Source organism: Streptomyces sp. NPDC058335 (assembly GCF_042723915.1).
GTDB lineage: Bacteria > Actinomycetota > Actinomycetes > Streptomycetales > Streptomycetaceae > Streptomyces.
Window position 1 is genome coordinate 512873 of record NZ_JBHXHX010000001.1, and the last position, 15945, is coordinate 528817.

The window sequence follows — 15945 nt, forward strand, 5'->3', positions numbered from 1 at the left end:
GGCGGTCCCTCGGTGGTGGTGAAGGGGCCCGTTAAGCTCAGGGGGTTTTCCCGGAGAGGACGGTCGTGGGCATGAAGATCCTGATCAGCGCGGACATGGAGGGCGCCACCGGTGTCACCTGGCCGGCCGATGTGCTGCCGGGGACGCCGCAGTGGGAGCGGTGCCGGGAGTTCTTCACCTCCGATGTCAACGCCGCCGTTCTCGGGTTCTTCGACGGCGGTGCCGACGAGGTGCTGATCAACGAGGCGCACTGGACGATGCGCAACCTGCTCCTGGAGCGGCTCGACGAGCGCGCGCAGATGCTGACCGGGCGGCACAAGTCGCTGTCCATGGTGGAGGGCGTCCAGCACGGTGACGTCGACGGCATCGCGTTCGTCGGCTATCACGCGGGCGCCGGCGCGGAGGGCGTCCTCGCCCACACCTACCTCGCCAACTCCATCACCGGGGTGTGGCTGAACGGCGTGCGGGCCAGCGAGGGGCTGCTCAACGCACGGGTCGTCGCCGAGTACGGGGTGCCGGTCGTGCTGGTCACCGGTGACGACGTGGCCTGCGAGGACGCCCTCGGGTACGCGCCCGAGGCGCTGAAGGTCGCCGTCAAGGACCATGTGTCGCGATACGCGGCGGTGTGCCGGACCCCGGCCAGGACCGCCGCCGACATCCGGGCCGCGGCCAAGGCGGCGGCGCAGCTGGCGGTCCGTCAGGAACCGGTGGACGCCGGGCCGTTCACCGTCGCCCTGGAGTTCGACGCCGAGCATCTGGCGATGGCCGCGACCGTGGTGCCCGGCGTGGCGCGGACCGGGGAGCGCAGGGTCGCCTACACCAGCGGCACCATGTACGAGGGTATTCGCACGTTCAAGGCGGTCACGACGGTCGTCTCGGCCGCGGTGGAGGAGCAGTATGGCTGACGGGCAGACGGGGGACGAGGTCGTTCGGTTCACCTCGGACCTCATCCGGATCGACACGACCAACCGGGGCGGCGGGGACTGCCGGGAACGGCCCGCCGCCGAGTACGCGGCCGAACAGCTCGCCGGGGCCGGCCTGGAGCCGACGCTGCTCGAACGCACCCCGGGCCGCACCAACGTGGTCGCCCGCATCGAGGGCACCGACCCGTCCGCGGACGCGCTGCTCGTCCACGGTCACCTGGACGTGGTGCCCGCCGAGGCGGCGGACTGGAGCGTGCACCCCTTCTCCGGTGAGGTGCGCGACGGCGTCGTGTGGGGGCGCGGCGCGGTCGACATGAAGAACATGGACGCGATGATCCTCGCCGTGGTCCGGTCCTGGGCCCGCCGGGGCGTCCGGCCCCGGCGCGATCTCGTCATCGCCTTCACCGCGGACGAGGAGGCCAGCGCCGAGGACGGTTCCGGGTTCCTCGCGGACCGCCATCCCCACCTCTTCGAGGGCTGCACGGAGGGCATCAGCGAGTCGGGCGCGTTCACCTTCCACGACGGCGCCGGGCGCGAGATCTACCCGATCGCCGCCGGGGAACGCGGCACCGGCTGGCTGAAGCTGACCGCGCGCGGACGCGCCGGGCACGGCTCCAAGGTCAACCGGGAGAACGCGGTGACCCGGCTGGCCGCCGCGATCACCCGCATCGGCGAGCACGACTGGCCGCTGCGGCTCACTCCGACGGTGACGGCCGCGCTCACCGAACTCGCCGCCCTGTACGGCGTCGAGGCCACCCTGGACGATGTGGACGGCCTGCTGGAGAAGCTCGGCCCGGCGGGCAGGCTGGTCGAGGCGACCGTCCGCAACAGCGCCAACCCGACCATGCTGGACGCCGGCTACAAGATCAACGTGATTCCGGGGGAGGCCGTGGCGTATGTCGACGGCCGGTATCTCGCGGGCTGGGAGGACGAGTTCCGCGCCACCCTCGACGCACTCACCGGGCCGGATGTGAGCTGGGAGTTCGAGCACCGCGAGGTCGCCCTCCAGGCGCCGGTGGACTCGCCGACGTACGCCAGGATGCGGGCCGCCGTCGAGGAGTTCGCGCCGGAGGCGTCCGTGGTGCCGTACTGCATGTCCGGCGGTACGGACGCCAAGCAGTTCTCGCGGCTCGGGATCACCGGCTACGGCTTCGCGCCGCTGAAGCTGCCCGAGGGCCTCGACTACCAGGCCCTCTTCCACGGGGTCGACGAACGAGTCCCGGTCGAGGCGCTGCACTTCGGCGTCGACGTGCTCGACCGCTTCCTGCGCACGGCCTAGAGGAGCGGAGAGACATGCGGATCCTGCCGTACGGTGCCTGGCCCTCGCCCCTGGACGCGCGCCTCGCCGCCGCGCACGACGGGCGTCCCGAGTACGTCGGTTTCGTCGGCGACGAGGTGTGGTGGACGGCGCCCCGCCCGGCCGAGGGCGGCCGGCGCACCCTTGTGCGACGGCGCGAGGACGGCACGGAGGAGTCCGTCCTGCCCGCGCCGTGGAACGTGCGCAGCAGGGTCCACGAATACGGCGGACAGCCCTGGACGGGTGAGGTGCGCGACGGCCGGACGCTGGTGGTGTTCGTACACTTCGCCGACCAGCGGCTGTACGCCTGTGAGCCCGGTGGCGAGCCCCGTCCGCTGACCCCCGTCTCGGAGGTGGGCGGCGGACTGCGCTGGGCGGAGCCGCAGTTGCGTCCTGGCCGGGGTGAAGTGTGGTGTGTGCTGGAGGAGTTCACCGGCGAAGGCCCCACGGAGGTGCGCCGGGTCCTGGCCGCCGTGCCGCTGGACGGCTCGGCGGCGGGGGACCGGAGCGCCGTGCGGGAACTCACCGACGACCGGCGGCGGTTCGTCACCGGGGCGCGGCTGTCGCCCGACGGGCTGCGGGCCGCGTGGCTGGCCTGGGACCATCCGCGGATGCCGTGGGACGGGACGGAGGTGCTGGTCGCCGAGGTCGGCGCGGACGGCACGTTCGGCGAGCCTCAGGTGGTCGCGGGCGGGCCGGAGGAGTCGATCGCCCAGGTCGAATGGTCGACAGATGGCTGTCTGCTGTATACAAGCGACCGTACGGGCTGGTGGAACCTCTACCGGGACCACCACCCCGTCTGTCCGCGCGAGGAGGAGTTCGGCGGAGCGCTCTGGAAACTCGGCCACCGCTGGTTCGCCCCGCTGGCGGACGGACTCGTCGCCGTCGTGCACGGCCGCGGGGCCGCCGCCCTCGGCGTCCTCGACCCGGAGACCGGCGAGGTCGTCGACGTGGCCGGACCCTGGACCGAGTTCGCCGCCACCCTCGCCGTGCACGGGGAGCGTGCCGTCGCCGTCGGCGCGAGCCCCCGCAGTGCCTACGAGGTCGTCGAACTGGACACCCGGACCGGCCGCGCCCGCGTGATCGGCGCCGCCCACGACGACACCGTGGACCCCGCCCACTACCCCGAGCCCCAGATCCGCGCCTTCACCGGCCCGGACGGCCGCGAGATCCACGCCCATGTCTATCCGCCGCACAGCCCCGGCTGCGTCGCGCCCGGCGCCGAGCTGCCGCCGTACGTCATCTGGGCGCACGGCGGCCCCACCGACCGGTCCCCGCTCGTGCTCGACCTGGAGATCGCCTACTTCACCTCCCGCGGCATCGGCGTCGCCGAGGTCGACTACGGGGGGTCGACCGGGTACGGGCGCGCGTACCGGGACCGGCTGCGCGGGCAGTGGGGCGTGGTCGACGTCGAGGACTGCGCGGCCGTCGCCCTCGCCCTCGCCGACGAGGGCACCGCCGACCGGGGCCGACTGGCCATCCGTGGCGGCAGTGCGGGCGGCTGGACCGCGGCCGCCTCGCTGACCGGCACCGACGTCTACGCCTGCGGCACGATCAGCTACCCCGTCCTCGACCTCACGGCCTGGGCGACGGGGGAGACCCACGACTTCGAGTCGCGCTACCTGGACACCCTCGTCGGACCCCTCGACGAGGTGCCCGCCCGCTACACGGAACGCTCGCCCGTCGAGCACGCCGACCGGATCGACGCACCGTTCCTGCTGCTCCAGGGCCTCGACGACGTGATCTGCCCGCCGGCGCAGGCCGAACGGCTGCTCGCCCGCATCGCGGGCCGCGGGGTGCCGCACGCCTACCTCGCCTTCGAGGGCGAGGGACACGGCTTCCGGCGCGCCGAGACGGTGGTGCGCGCCCTGGAGGCCGAACTGTCCCTGTACGCACAGGTGTTCGGGCTGCGGGTGTCCGGCATCCCCACCCTGGAGCTGGCGCAGTGAAGGATCTCGTGCGGCCGTCCCGGCTCGCCCCCGGCGCCCGGGTGGCGGTCGTCGCGCCCAGCGGACCCGTCGTCGAGGAGCGGCTCCAGGCGGGCCTCGACCTGCTGCGCGGCTGGGACCTCGACCCGTTCGCCGCACCCCATGTCCTGGACCGGCACCGGGAGTTGGGCTACCTGGCCGGCACCGACGCCGAACGGGCCGCCGACCTCCAGCGCGCCTGGTGCGACCCGTCCGTCGACGCGGTGATCTGCGCGCGTGGCGGCTACGGCGCCCAGCGCGTGGTCGACCTGCTCGACTGGGAGGCCATGCGGGCCGCCGGGCCGAAGGTGTTCCTCGGCTTCAGCGACAGCACCACCCTGCACGAGGCGTTCGCCGTCCGCCTCGGCCTGGTCACGTTGTACGGACCCGTCGCCGCCGGCGTCGACTTCGTCAAGAACGCCCGCGCCCAGGAGCATCTGAGGGCCACCCTGTTCGCCCCGGAGACCGTCCGCACGCTCACCTCCGACGGCACCGCCCTCGCCCCCGGCCGGGCCCGCGGCGTCACCCTCGGCGGCTGCCTCGCCCTCCTCGCCACCGGGTACGGCACCCCGCACACCCGGCCCGGTGCCCGCGGCGGACTGCTGCTGCTGGAGGACGTGGGGGAGCGGCCGTACGCCGTCGACCGGGCGCTCACCCAACTCCTGCGCACCGGTTGGCTCGACGGCGTCGCCGGGATCGTGCTGGGCTCCTGGGCGCAGTGCGGGCCCTACGAGGAACTGCGGCCGGTGCTGGCCGACCGGCTGGGCCGTCTCGGCGTTCCGGTCGTCGAGGAACTCGGCTTCGGCCACTGCGACGGGGCGCTGACGGTGCCCTTGGGCGTCACCGCCGCTCTCGACGCGGACACCGGCACGCTCACCCTCGACGCGCCCGCGCTGCGCTGACGCGCGTCCCCCGGCCGACCGGCCCGGGGGCACCCCGAGCGCCGGCCCGTGGTGGTCCCGGCGTGTCACCCGCCGGGGGCCTTCGCCGCGCGTGCGGCCGCCCGCGGGCCCACCCTGGTCGGTATGAGCCCGAAGACCTCCGAGAGCGACGGGAAGACCGGCGGAACGGCCGGCGCGCCGGCGCCCGCCCGGATCACCGTCCTGGCCCTCGCCGTCCTCGCCCTGATCTTCATCTTCGAGAACACTGGCGCCACGCGGATCAGGCTGCTGGTCCCCGAGGTGACGGTGACGGTGCCGCTGTGGACGGCGCTCCTCGCCACCGGGGCCATCGGCGCGCTGTGCGGCGCGTACGCCGTCAGACGGCGCGGCTGACGCCGTCGTACGCTGGCCCGATGCCGCACACCGCATCCCGTTACCTCGCCGAGGGCCCCCGTGTGGGCATACGCCACTTCGCCCACGCGGACGCGGACGAGTTCACCGCGCGGGTCCGGGAGAGCAAGGACCTGCACCGTCCGTGGCTGTTCCCACCCGCCACCACCGAGGCGTACCGGGCCTACGCGGGACGGCTGATCGAGGACCCCACGAAGGCCGGGTTCCTCGTGTGCACCCTGGACGACGGGGCCGTCGCCGGGTTCATCAACATCAACAACATCGTCGAAGGCGGTTTCCAGTGCGGCGCCCTCGGCTACGGCGCCTTCGCGCACGCCGCCGGGCGCGGGCTGATGCGCGAGGGCCTCGACCTCGTGGTGGGGCACGCCTTCGGGCCGATGCGGCTGCACCGGCTGGAGATCAACGTGCAGCCCGGCAACGCGGCCTCGATCGCCCTGGCGCGGTCCTGCGGGTTCCGCCTGGAGGGCTTCTCCCCGAAGATGATCTACATCGACGGGGACTGGCGCGACCACGAGCGGTGGGCGCTCACCGCCGAGATGCGCTCCCCGCGATCCTCACGCGCGACGGTGAGCCCTCATCGGTGAGCCCTCACCGGCCGGCCCCCGGTCCGAGCGGGCGCGGCCGGCGTTCACCTGGTGGCCGCGTCCGGGCCAGGGGCTCGCGGCGGGCGCTCGCTCTGTGGCAGAGCGTCGACGACCAGGTCGTAGGAGTGCTCGACCGCATCGTTGATCAGCCGCTTCGTGATGCCGCGACCGGGCCCCAGCGAGATCCAGTGCCTCTTGTCGAGGTAGCGGCCCGGGGTGATCGAGGCGTAGCCGCGTTCCAGTGCCCGCGCGTGCTCGGGCTCGCACTTGACCGTGATGATCTGTTCGTCCGGGTCGTCGGTGACGATCAGGAACACCTTGTCCGCGACCTTGTACACGTCGAGTCCGGGGGTGAAGGGGCGGCCGTGGCTGACGTCGGGGAGGGCGAGGGCCGCCTTGCGGGCGGTGTCCTGGAGGCGGTCGCCGGCCGCGTTCACCGGGCCGCCTGCGTGCTGGTGCCGTAGGTGTGCGGGTCGACGGGTCGCTCGGCCCTGGGCAGGTGGGCGACGACGAGCCGGTAGGAGTCGGTGACGAGTTCCCTGGCGAGCTTCTTGTCGACGCCTGCCCCGCCCTCCAGCGTGATCCAGTGCTTCTTGTTCATGTGGTAGCCGGGGGTGATGTGGCTGTACTGCTCCCGCAGGGCGTGGGCCTCGCCGGGGTCCGCCTTGAGGATCACGACGGGGCGCCCGGGGACCTCCGTCATCAGCATGAACACCTTGCCTCGTACCTTGAAGACCTCCCAGTCCGGGCCGAAGGGATGCTCCAGCTGCGCTCCGGGAAGTTCCTCCGCGCACTCGGCGGCGAACGTCTGCAGGGTCGATCCGTTCATGAGTGTTTCCCTTCTCGGGTGGTGGCGGGCCGGGGTGTCGGCCACGGACGCGGAGGGCACGCCCCATCCTTTCCCCGGAGCGGGCGAAACGGGCGGTAGGCTGCGGACACGTGATGGTCGACAGGCGACACCCCGAGCCTGTTCGGTTCGGCCGGGCCCGTTGGGGGTGGTTCGGCCGGGAGGGTTGGGCCCGTGGCGTCCTGCTCAGGCCGCCGGGCGGTGGGAAGGGGACGAAGGGTCTGTCAGCGGTGCTGTGCGGTGCGCAGCTCGTCGGTGTATCGGGCGAGGGTTTCCTCGGCCGTGGGGACGGGGCCGAACAGCTGCTCCTGGCGGTGGGGGTCGGCGACGTAGCGGCCGGTCTCGAACCAGCGGAACATCGCGGCCAGGTCCTTGATCAGGGGCATGAAGCGGCCGGCGACGGCTCCTGCGGTGCGGGCGGCGCCGGACGGGACGGCCCACACCTTGATCTTCTTTCCGGCCCGGCGGCCCATCACGTCGGCCACCTCTCGCATGCTGACCGGACGGTCCCAGCCGATGTCGATGCGCTCGCCGGCCTCGGCCTCGGCGTCGACCGCGGCTGCCAGATACGCCGCGAGATCGGAGGTGTGGACGAACGTCAGCGGGACGGTGGCCTTGCCGATCCACATCATGCGGCCCTTGTCGACCGGGTCGCCCGCCATGCTCGCGACCTGGTCGAGGAACGCCCCCGGGCGCAGTGCGACGAACGGGACGCCGAGCTGTTCGAGCCTGTCCTCGGCGAGCTTCTTGTGCCAGAAGTGCGGGACCTGGGGCGTCTGGTCGCTGGTGAGGATGCTGGTCAGGACGAACCGCCGGATGCCGGTGCGGTGGGCGGCCTCGGCGAGGTTGGCGTTGCCGATGGTGTCGATGTCGTCGGCGTTCTTGCCGCCGCGGGTGTAGCCGGCGGCGGTGGTGATGACGGCGTCGGCGCCGTTCATCGCGGCCACGAGCGAGTCGACGTCGAGCATGTCGCCGCGGGCGATCTCGACGCCCCGGCTTTCGAGCCTGCTCGCGTCGGTGGTCGGCCGGACCAGGGCGCGGACGTTCTTGCCGCGCCCCAGGAGTTCGTCGACGACCTTGCCGCCGAGGGAGCCGGTCGCCCCGACGACAAGGACAGGGAGGGTGGTTGAGTCGGTGGCAGGCATGAGGGTCTCACTTTCGTCAGGTCATCAGCGAGGGGCTTGGTGGGCGGGGCAGGCGCGGTTGCAGACATAGGCGCCTGCTGCCGGGGGGCCAATGGAGGCGGGCCGTGGGGGCGGATCCGCGGTGCGCCTCGCCGCCGGAACGTGTGCCGCGTCCGAAGGAAGCCGCGACGGGATGGGTGACAGGGCCGACCCGGCGGGGTCGCGACGTATGCGGCACGGTGTGCACCCCAGTCCGGGTGGGGTGCACACCGGGGAGTCACGCGGACTCTTCATCCGACAGCGCGCGGCTGCTGATCGCCTCGGTGATGGCGTACGCGGTCTCGACGAAGGACTCCGCCTGCTGCTCCGACAGATTCCGGGCGGAGATCGCCTCCAGGGCCCGCCACAGGGCCGCAATGGGTTCGCGCATGGCACGGCCCTTGTCGGTGAGGTGGACGACCATGACGCGCCGGTCGTGTGCGGCCGGCTCACGGACGAGCAGGCCGGCGTCCTGCATGCGGCGAAGGGATTTGGAGACGGTGGAGTGGTCCAGGCCAACGCTGGCGAGCAGCTCGGACTGGGTCTGGCCGTCCCGGTCCAGGAGTTGCATGAGCAGCAGTTCCTGTCCGGGGTGCAGGTCCATCTCGCGGAGCATGGTGGCGGCGTAGGCGCGGTGGGCGCGGGCGAGCTGGAAGATCGCGTAGCTCATCGGTCCTGCGCCGGCCGTCGTGGGGATGCGGGGTTCGGGGGTGGGCATGGTTCGGTTCCTCAGTCGGTGTGGGTGGGGTAGTCGGTGTAGCCGGCCACTCCGCCGCCGTAGAAGGTCGCCGGGTCGGGGGTGTTCAGCGGCGCGCCGGCGCGGAGCCGCTCGACCAGGTCCGGGTTGGCGAGCGCGAGGGCGCCGACGGAGACGAGGTCGGCCGTGCCGCTGCCGATGTCCTTGGCACGGGCGGGCAGGTCGGTGCCGCCCCGGTTGAGGATCAGCGTGGCCGGCCACAGCGCACGCAGAGTGCCCAGCAGCTCCTCGTCGCCCGCGTGCAGCACATGGAGGTAGGCCAGGTCCAGGGGGCGCAGGGCGCCCAGGAGCGCCGGATACAGCTCGGCGGTGTCGGACTCGGCGATGTCGTTGTAGGGGTTGCCGGGGGAGATACGGATGCCGGTGCGCTCGGCGCCGATCTCGTCGGCCACCGCGGCGGCGACCTCGACGGCGAAGCGGATGCGGCCCTCGATCGAGCCGCCGTAGCCATCGGTGCGCTGATTGGTGTTGTCGGACAGGAACTGGTGCACCAGGTAGCCGTTGGCGCCGTGGATCTCCACGCCGTCGGCGCCGGCCGCGACGGCGGCAGCTGCGGCGCGGCGGAAGTCGTCGACGGTCGCCGCGACCTCCTGCGTCGACAGAGCACGGGGGGTCGGCATCTCCTGGGGCCCCGACGCGGTGAACATCGCGCCCTGCGGCCGGACTGCCGAGGGGGCGACCGGCCGGCGGCCGTGGGGGGTGTTGTCGGGGTGGGCGATGCGTCCGGTGTGCATCAGCTGGATGACGATCCGGCCGTCGGCCGCGTGCACGGCGTCGGTGACCTTGCGCCACCCGGCGACCTGCTCGTCATTGTGGATGCCGGGGGTCAGGAGGTAGCCCTGGCCGTCGGCGGAGGGCTGGGTTCCCTCGGTGATGATGAGCGCGTGCGAGGCCCGCTGGGCGTAGTACTCGGCGTTCAGCTCGGTCGGTACGCCTTCGGGCGTGGAGCGGTCACGGGTCATGGGGGCCATGACCAGGCGGTGCGGCAGGGACATGCCGCCGAGAGTGGTCGGCGTCCACAGGGAATCCAGCATGAGGGGTCCTTCGACAGGGCGGTGACCGGCGGGTCACCGTAAGGGCAGCGTGGTCGTGGGGAGGCGGTGGGCGGGGGTGCTCAGTCGACGGTCAGGACGAGCTTGCCCCGCACGTGCCCGGCGTCGCTGACCTGCTGGGCCGTGGCGGCCTGGTCGAGCGGGTAGGCGGTGACGGTGGTGACGAGCTTGCCGGCCGCGGCGTCCTGGGCCAGGGCGGCCAGACGGACGGTCGAGCGTTCCTGGGACCCCTGGGAGAAGGTGATGCCCAGCTGCCGTGCGCCGAAGTCGGCGATGGTGACGATGCGGTCGGTGCCGCCCCGCAGGGTGATGGAGTCCTCCAGGGCGCCCTTCCCGGCCAGGTCGAACACCGCGTCCACGCCGTCGGGGGCCAGCGCCTGCACCCGCTCGACCAGGCCCTCGCCGTACACGGTCGCGGTGGCGCCGAGCGAGGTGAGGTAGTCCTGGTTGGAGCGGCCCGCGGTGGCGATCACGCGTGCTCCGCGGGCCGTGGCGAGCTGGATCGCCACGGTGCCGACCGCTCCGGACGCGCCGTGCATCAGCACGGTCTCCCCGGCGGCGACGCCCAGCAGGTTCAGGACCCGCTCGGCCGTCTCGCCGGCCACCGGGAGCGCGACCGCGTCCTGCCAGTCGAGGCCGGCGGGCTTGGGGGCCACGGTGGTGGCCAGCGCGTACTGGGCGTACGAGCCGGTGTCCGACCAGCCCAGCACCTCATCGCCGACCTGCACGTCGCTCACGCCCTCACCCAGGGCGTCGACCACGCCGGCGAGCTCGCCACCGGGGACGGCGGGGAGGGTCGTCGGGCGGACGGCCTCCAGCATCCCGGAGCGGATCTTGCCGTCCAGCGCGTTCAGCCCGGCGGCCTTCACGCGGACCCGGACCTGGCCGGGGCCGGGCTGCGGCACCTCGATGTCCGCCTCGTGCAGCACGTCCGGGCCGCCGAACTGGTCGAAAACGATTGCTTTCATGATGACTCCATTCCCTTCGGCCCCCAAAATGGTGGCCGGCCACGTAATCAAGGTAACAGCAATCGTGTGGCTAGCCAAGTATCCGTGGAGGCGGTCCACCTCGGCTCGCCTCGGGGTGCGCCGCCCACGTGCACGGCCGACCACGTGAACGACCGAGACGACCGCCAGGGCTCGTTCGACCGCCAGGGCTCGCAGGACCCCTCCGGGATCGTGTGCACGGTGCTCGCCGCGATGTCCGGCAGGGAGCGCGAGTACCTCCGCGACCGCACCTCGAAGGCCACGCATCCGCCCGCAAGCGTGGCAAGACCATCGGCGGCGCGGGCGTCACCGACGAGTCCGTGCTGTCCGTGGCCCTTCACCTACGCGACCAGGAGCCTGCGCGACATCGCCGAACGACTCGTCATCACGACCGGCGCGCAGAAAAGGGCCGGCCCCCCTCACCCGCCAACGTCATGCGGATGCTCCGCGAACACGACGAGCACGACGAGCACGACGAACACGACGAGCACGACGAACACGACAAGCGCGACGAACAGGCCGTCACGGCGGCGGGCACGTGATCACCCGGCCAGTTCGCGGCTGGCGTCCGAGCCAGGACTCCGGGGCCCATCCGCGCGACGAGGACGTGCGGTTCTTCGGTATCCGCGAAGCGTTCGCCGACGACACCGCCGAACTCGTCGCGCCGAAGACGCCCGTCGTCACCGTGGGCGGACTACGCGAGTGGGGTGCCGAGACGCTCGGCGCCGCCACCGCACGCGCCTTCGGCATCCCCGAACTCGACGGCTTCTGGGTCCACCTGGACGCCGACGTCCTCGACCCGACGGTCATGCCCGCCGTCGACAGCCCCGACCCCGACGGCCTCTTACCCGGTTACCCGACGAACTCGTCGCGCTGCCGCGACCGTTGACGGCAGCGGCGGGCGCGCTCCTCGCCGACCTCGTCGTGGCCGCCCTCGGCCGCTCCTGAGCCGACGGGCCCGCCTCACGCCGGACGGCGGTCCGCGTACTCGTAGACGGCGCCGTCCGGATGCCGCACGATCAGGTTGCGGCCGGCCGGGGTCGCCACCGGGCCCGCGATGATGTCCGCGCCCAGCTCGCCGAGCGTCTCGAGCGCCTCGTCGACGTCCGTCACGGCGATCGTCGCCGCGACCTTGCGCAGCACCTCCAGTTCCATCGCGGGCCCGCTCATCAGCAGGAAGCAGCCGACCGCCGCGACCTGCACGCCGCCGCGCTCGAAGCGCAGCGCCGGAGTGCCCGCGAGGCGCTCGTAGAAGGGGACGGCGGCTTCCAGATCATCGACGCAGACACGCAGGGTGGCTCCCAGAATGTTCATGTGCGGGAGCCTAGTTGGGCAGGCGGGGCCGTGGAGATCCCTTCACCCGATCCCCTCGGCGGCCCGGCCCCGTTACCGGCCGGAGGCCCCGGGTACCCGCAGCGCATGGAGCGCATCGATCACCTGGAGCATCTGGACAAGCACCTCGTCGACGAACTGGCGCAGGTGGCGCGCGAGACCATCCGCGAGGAACTGCGCGAACAGACCCGCAAGCAGCGCCGTACGGCGCTGCTGTACGCCGCGTCCGGCGCGCTCGCCCTGTACGCGGGAGCCGCCGTCGCGCTGGCCGTGGGCCTCGCCCTCGGCATCGGGCTGCCCGACTGGGCCGCCGCGCTGATCACCGCGGCGATCCTGGGCGTACTGGCGTACGTCCTGCGCGGTGCCGCCCGCGCGCACCCGCACCCGGCCCACCACGGCAGCGCCGACGTGTCCGCACAGCCGGGGCCCGCCGGGGCGGCCACCGGCCTCGCCGCGCCCTACCCGCCGATGCCGTCGACCGCGCCCGGCGTCGGCGCGCCCACGCCGGGCGCGGCGCCGCGGCCCGGCGACATCGACCCCGAGGCGCCGCACCACCGGGCCTGACGCGTGAGGCGGCCCCGGGGCCGGGCCGCCGCCGGTGACCGGGGCCACCGGCGGCGTGGGCCGGGCGGCGGCCGTGGCCTTCGCCCGGCCGTGGCCTTCGCCGCCCTTGGCGACCGGGGCGCGCCCCGCTCGTGGTGGGCGTCGACATGGCCGACGCCCAGGCGGTCGAGGACGCGGCACGACGAGCGAGTGGCGCCGGGGGACCGAAGTGACGTACCTGGGGTTGCCGCGGGGCTCGGCGCGGCGGTGACGGCCGGGGTGCTCAGGCGCACCCGGGCTGAGCACCGCCACGCCGGGTCCGGAGACAGTCAGGGGAGTCAGGGGAGCTGCGGCAGCACCTTGGTGCGGTAGAAGTCGAAGAAGCCGCGCTGGTCGGGGCCGATCTGGTTGACGTAGATCCGGTCGAAGCCCGCGTCGGCGAACGCCTTCAGCGTTGTGACGTGGTCGTCCACGTCGTCGCCGCACACCGTGTTCTCGCCGACCATCTCCTCCGAGATCAGCGGCTCCAGCTGCTCGAAGTGGCTCGGTGTGGGCAGGATCTGGCCCATCTCGCCGGGCAGCAGCTGGTTCGACCACAGCTTGCGGACCGTGCGGACCGCCTCCTCCCGGTCGGGGCCGTAGCAGACCTTCGTGCCGCCGCTGACGAGCTTGGTGCCGCCGCCGCCCTTGCGGAACTGCTCCACCATCGCCTCCTCCGGCATCATCGTGATGTAGCCGTCGCCGACCCGGGAGGCGAGGGAGGTGGCCTTCGGGCCGAAGCCGGAGATGTCGATCGGGACCGGCTCGTCCGGGACGGTGTAGAGGCGGGCGTTCTCCACCGTGTAGTGGGTGCCGACGTGGTTGACCTCCTCGCCGGTGAACAGCCGCCGCATGATCTGGATGGCCTCCTCCAGCATCTCCAGACGTACGTGCGCGGGCGGCCAGGCGCCGCCCAGGATGTGCTCGTTGAGGGCCTCGCCCGAGCCGACGCCGAGCCGGAAGCGGCCCTGCGTCATCACCGCGCTCGTCGCGGCGGCCTGTGCCACCACCGCCGGGTGCATGCGTACGGTCGGGCAGGTCACGGCCGTCTCGATGGGCAGCGACACCGCCTCCGACAGCGCGCCGATCACCGACCAGACGAAGGGACTCTGGCCCTGCGCGTCGTTCCACGGGTGATAGTGGTCGGAGATCCAGAGCGCCGTGAATCCGGCCTGCTCGGCCATCCGCGCCTGTTCGACCAGCTCCGCGGGACCGAACTCCTCGCAGGACAGGAAATAGCCGTACTCGGGCATGGGGGTACCTCCGCTGTGGTGCGGCGGGTGGGCGGTCGCGCTCCGGGTTACCCCGCGCGCGGGCCGGAAACCGGGCCGCGACGGCGGACCCGGCGGACCCCGCGGAACGTTTGGCGGGCCCGGCCGGGGGGACGCGGAAACTCCCGTACGACACACTTCCCCGCGGCCTCGCCGGGCGTGGGGCCACCGGAGGCGAACGTGAGTCGACCCCGCATCGTGATCGTCGGAGCCGGCTTCGCCGGGTACCGCACGGCCCGCACCCTCGCGCGGGCGGCCCGCGGCCGGGCCGAGATCACCCTGCTGAACCCGACCGACTACTTCCTGTACCTGCCCCTGCTGCCCCAGGTGGCCGCCGGCATCCTCGAACCGCGCCGGGTCACCGTCTCCCTCGCCGGCACCCTGCCGGACGTGCGGCTGGTGCTCGGCGAGGCCGGCCATGTCGACCTCGACGGACGCACCGTGCACTACACCGGTCCCGAGGGCGAGCCGGGCAGCCTCGGCTACGACCGGCTGGTGCTGGCCGCCGGCAGCGTGAACAAGCTGCTGCCCATCCCCGGCGTCGCCGAGCACGCGCACGGCTTCCGCGGCCTGCCCGAGGCGCTCTATCTGCGCGACCATGTGACCCGCCAGGTCGAACTGGCCGCCTCCGACGGCGAGGGCCCCCTCTGCTCCGCGCGCTGTACGTTCGTGGTGGTCGGCGCCGGCTACACCGGGACCGAAGTCGCCGCGCAGGGGCAGCTGTTCACCGACGCGCTGGTGCGCGCCCACCCCCTGCGCAAGGGCATGCGGCCGCGCTGGCTGCTCCTCGACGTCGCCGAGCGGGTCCTGCCCGAACTGGACGAACGGCTCTCCGGCACCGCCGACCGGGTGCTGCGCGAGCGGGGCGTCGACGTGCGGATGGGAACCTCCGTCAAGGAGGCCACCCCGGACGGAGTCCTGCTCACCGACGGCGAGTTCGTCGGCACCCGCACCCTCGTGTGGTGCGTGGGCGTACGGCCCGATCCCCTCGCGGAGTCGCTCGGACTGCCCATGGAGCGCGGACGGCTCCTCGTCGAGCCGACCCTCCAGGTGCCGGGCAGGCCCGAGGTGTTCGCCTGCGGTGACGCCGCCGCCGTACCCGACCTGGAGAAGCCGGGGGCGTACACGCCGATGACCGCGCAGCACGCCTGGCGGCAGGGCAAGGTCGCCGGGCACAACATCGCCGCCTCGCTGACCGGGCGCGAACTGCGGCCCTACCGGCACAAGGACATGGGCTTCGTCGTCGACCTCGGCGGGGTCAAGGCCGCCGCGAACCCGCTGGGCGTCCCGCTGTCGGGGCTGCCCGCCGGTGCGGTCACCCGCGGATACCACCTGGCCGCCATGCCCGGCAACCGCGTGCGCGTCGCGGCCGACTGGCTGCTGGACGCCGTACTGCCGCGCCAGGCCGTCCAGTTGGGTCTCGTACGGTCCTGGTCGGTGCCGCTGGACACGGCGTCGCCGGAGCTGGCGCGGGTGCCGGACGGGCGGGAACGGCGGCGGGAGCCGGACGCGGCGTCCGGCGGGGCGGACGCCCCCTCGGCCAGCGGTCGGAAGGCCGTGGGCGGAGGCGGCGGTGACGACACCTCCCGGACGATCACCTCACCGACACCCGAACCGGTGAAGAGCGAGCCCGCGAAGAAGAACCGGCCGGGCGCCGAGCCCGCGAAGAACCAGCCCGGTGGCGAACCTGCCAGGAACCAGCCCGGTGGCGAACCTGCCAGGAACCAGCCCGGTGGCGAACCTGCCAGGAACCAGCCCGGTGGCGAACCTGCCAGGAACCAGCCCGGTCGCGAGCCCGCGAAGAACCGGCCCGGCCCCGAGTCGGCCGGGAAGCAGCCGCGCCCGCAGCCCGCCCCCACGCGCTCCGCCCCTCAGGAAGGAGATCGGTAACC

Annotated in this window: 17 protein-coding genes; 9 read left to right on the forward strand and 8 right to left on the reverse strand. The window is 73.1% G+C overall.

The window, feature by feature from the left end:
- The first annotated feature begins 71 nt into the window (after positions 1-71).
- From ACFWJX_RS02210 to ACFWJX_RS02235, 6 genes are all read left to right on the forward strand, one after another.
- Positions 72-905 carry a M55 family metallopeptidase gene (locus ACFWJX_RS02210; protein ID WP_383235475.1) on the forward strand — a complete coding sequence of 278 codons (834 nt, stop codon included), beginning with the start codon at positions 72-74 and terminating at the stop codon, positions 903-905.
- Positions 898-2202, forward strand: coding sequence for a M20/M25/M40 family metallo-hydrolase (locus tag ACFWJX_RS02215; RefSeq protein WP_383235478.1), 1305 nt, complete (start codon positions 898-900; stop codon positions 2200-2202). The genes ACFWJX_RS02210 and ACFWJX_RS02215 overlap by 8 nt, the downstream gene beginning before the upstream one ends.
- A 14-nt stretch (positions 2203-2216) precedes the next feature.
- On the forward strand, positions 2217-4169 hold the full coding sequence (locus ACFWJX_RS02220) for an LpqB family beta-propeller domain-containing protein (RefSeq protein WP_383235481.1): 1953 nt from the start codon (positions 2217-2219) through the stop codon (positions 4167-4169).
- A complete protein-coding gene (locus ACFWJX_RS02225) occupies positions 4166-5089 on the forward strand; it encodes an LD-carboxypeptidase (RefSeq protein WP_383235484.1) in 924 nt (307 codons plus the stop codon). Before ACFWJX_RS02220 ends, ACFWJX_RS02225 begins: the two co-directional genes overlap by 4 nt.
- Before the next feature lie 123 nt (positions 5090-5212).
- Positions 5213-5461 (forward strand): DUF1049 domain-containing protein, encoded by a 249-nt coding sequence (locus tag ACFWJX_RS02230; RefSeq protein WP_383235486.1) that lies wholly within the window; start codon positions 5213-5215, stop codon positions 5459-5461.
- Between the two features lie 20 nt (positions 5462-5481).
- Positions 5482-6063: a GNAT family N-acetyltransferase gene (locus tag ACFWJX_RS02235; protein ID WP_383235489.1), complete on the forward strand. Its 582-nt coding sequence runs from the start codon at positions 5482-5484 to the stop codon at positions 6061-6063.
- A 44-nt stretch (positions 6064-6107) separates the two neighbouring features.
- Here the strand turns inward: ACFWJX_RS02235 and ACFWJX_RS02240 are convergent, their stop codons facing one another.
- From ACFWJX_RS02240 to ACFWJX_RS02265, 6 genes are all read right to left on the reverse strand, one after another.
- Positions 6108-6500 carry an MmcQ/YjbR family DNA-binding protein gene (locus ACFWJX_RS02240; protein ID WP_383235492.1) on the reverse strand — a complete coding sequence of 131 codons (393 nt, stop codon included), beginning with the start codon at positions 6498-6500 and terminating at the stop codon, positions 6108-6110.
- A complete protein-coding gene (locus ACFWJX_RS02245) occupies positions 6497-6892 on the reverse strand; it encodes an MmcQ/YjbR family DNA-binding protein (protein ID WP_383235495.1) in 396 nt (131 codons plus the stop codon). The genes ACFWJX_RS02240 and ACFWJX_RS02245 overlap by 4 nt, the downstream gene beginning before the upstream one ends.
- A gap of 242 nt (positions 6893-7134) precedes the next feature.
- Positions 7135-8055, reverse strand: coding sequence for an SDR family oxidoreductase (locus tag ACFWJX_RS02250; protein WP_383235498.1), 921 nt, complete (start codon positions 8053-8055; stop codon positions 7135-7137).
- Between the two features lie 256 nt (positions 8056-8311).
- Complete coding sequence (locus tag ACFWJX_RS02255; RefSeq protein ID WP_383235500.1) at positions 8312-8791, reverse strand: MarR family winged helix-turn-helix transcriptional regulator; 480 nt, start codon at positions 8789-8791, stop codon at positions 8312-8314.
- A gap of 11 nt (positions 8792-8802) precedes the next feature.
- Entirely contained in the window at positions 8803-9864 is a 1062-nt protein-coding gene (locus ACFWJX_RS02260; protein ID WP_383235502.1) for an alkene reductase, read from the reverse strand.
- Between the two features lie 80 nt (positions 9865-9944).
- Positions 9945-10850: an NADP-dependent oxidoreductase gene (locus tag ACFWJX_RS02265; RefSeq protein WP_383235504.1), complete on the reverse strand. Its 906-nt coding sequence runs from the start codon at positions 10848-10850 to the stop codon at positions 9945-9947.
- Positions 10851-11406: 556 nt separating this feature from the next.
- Between ACFWJX_RS02265 and ACFWJX_RS02270 the strand changes: the two genes are divergently transcribed.
- Positions 11407-11757: an arginase family protein gene (locus tag ACFWJX_RS02270; protein WP_383235506.1), complete on the forward strand. Its 351-nt coding sequence runs from the start codon at positions 11407-11409 to the stop codon at positions 11755-11757.
- Positions 11758-11831: 74 nt separating this feature from the next.
- Here the strand turns inward: ACFWJX_RS02270 and ACFWJX_RS02275 are convergent, their stop codons facing one another.
- Entirely contained in the window at positions 11832-12182 is a 351-nt protein-coding gene (locus tag ACFWJX_RS02275) for a VOC family protein (protein ID WP_383235509.1), read from the reverse strand.
- A gap of 105 nt (positions 12183-12287) precedes the next feature.
- Between ACFWJX_RS02275 and ACFWJX_RS02280 the strand changes: the two genes are divergently transcribed.
- On the forward strand, positions 12288-12764 hold the full coding sequence (locus ACFWJX_RS02280) for a phage holin family protein (RefSeq protein ID WP_383235510.1): 477 nt from the start codon (positions 12288-12290) through the stop codon (positions 12762-12764).
- A 317-nt stretch (positions 12765-13081) separates the two neighbouring features.
- Here the strand turns inward: ACFWJX_RS02280 and ACFWJX_RS02285 are convergent, their stop codons facing one another.
- Complete coding sequence (locus ACFWJX_RS02285; protein WP_383235513.1) at positions 13082-14035, reverse strand: LLM class F420-dependent oxidoreductase; 954 nt, start codon at positions 14033-14035, stop codon at positions 13082-13084.
- 198 nt (positions 14036-14233) lie between these two features.
- On the opposite strand from ACFWJX_RS02285, the gene ACFWJX_RS02290 reads away from it, so the two are divergent.
- On the forward strand, positions 14234-15943 hold the full coding sequence (locus ACFWJX_RS02290) for an FAD-dependent oxidoreductase (protein ID WP_383235516.1): 1710 nt from the start codon (positions 14234-14236) through the stop codon (positions 15941-15943).
- Positions 15944-15945 lie beyond the last annotated feature (2 nt).

Excerpts from the sequence above, each read along its gene's own strand:
- ACFWJX_RS02210 (WP_383235475.1), top strand. The coding sequence starts at position 72 with ATGAAGATCCTGATCAGCGCGGACATGGAGGGCGCCACCGGTGTCACC.
- ACFWJX_RS02215 (WP_383235478.1), top strand. The coding sequence starts at position 898 with ATGGCTGACGGGCAGACGGGGGACGAGGTCGTTCGGTTCACCTCGGAC.
- ACFWJX_RS02220 (WP_383235481.1), top strand. The coding sequence starts at position 2,217 with ATGCGGATCCTGCCGTACGGTGCCTGGCCCTCGCCCCTGGACGCGCGC.
- ACFWJX_RS02230 (WP_383235486.1), top strand. The coding sequence starts at position 5,213 with ATGAGCCCGAAGACCTCCGAGAGCGACGGGAAGACCGGCGGAACGGCC.
- ACFWJX_RS02235 (WP_383235489.1), top strand. The coding sequence starts at position 5,482 with ATGCCGCACACCGCATCCCGTTACCTCGCCGAGGGCCCCCGTGTGGGC.
- ACFWJX_RS02245 (WP_383235495.1), bottom strand. The coding sequence starts at position 6,892 with ATGAACGGATCGACCCTGCAGACGTTCGCCGCCGAGTGCGCGGAGGAA.
- ACFWJX_RS02250 (WP_383235498.1), bottom strand. The coding sequence starts at position 8,055 with ATGCCTGCCACCGACTCAACCACCCTCCCTGTCCTTGTCGTCGGGGCG.
- ACFWJX_RS02255 (WP_383235500.1), bottom strand. The coding sequence starts at position 8,791 with ATGCCCACCCCCGAACCCCGCATCCCCACGACGGCCGGCGCAGGACCG.
- ACFWJX_RS02260 (WP_383235502.1), bottom strand. The coding sequence starts at position 9,864 with ATGCTGGATTCCCTGTGGACGCCGACCACTCTCGGCGGCATGTCCCTG.
- ACFWJX_RS02265 (WP_383235504.1), bottom strand. The coding sequence starts at position 10,850 with ATGAAAGCAATCGTTTTCGACCAGTTCGGCGGCCCGGACGTGCTGCAC.
- ACFWJX_RS02275 (WP_383235509.1), bottom strand. The coding sequence starts at position 12,182 with ATGAACATTCTGGGAGCCACCCTGCGTGTCTGCGTCGATGATCTGGAA.
- ACFWJX_RS02280 (WP_383235510.1), top strand. The coding sequence starts at position 12,288 with ATGGAGCGCATCGATCACCTGGAGCATCTGGACAAGCACCTCGTCGAC.
- ACFWJX_RS02285 (WP_383235513.1), bottom strand. The coding sequence starts at position 14,035 with ATGCCCGAGTACGGCTATTTCCTGTCCTGCGAGGAGTTCGGTCCCGCG.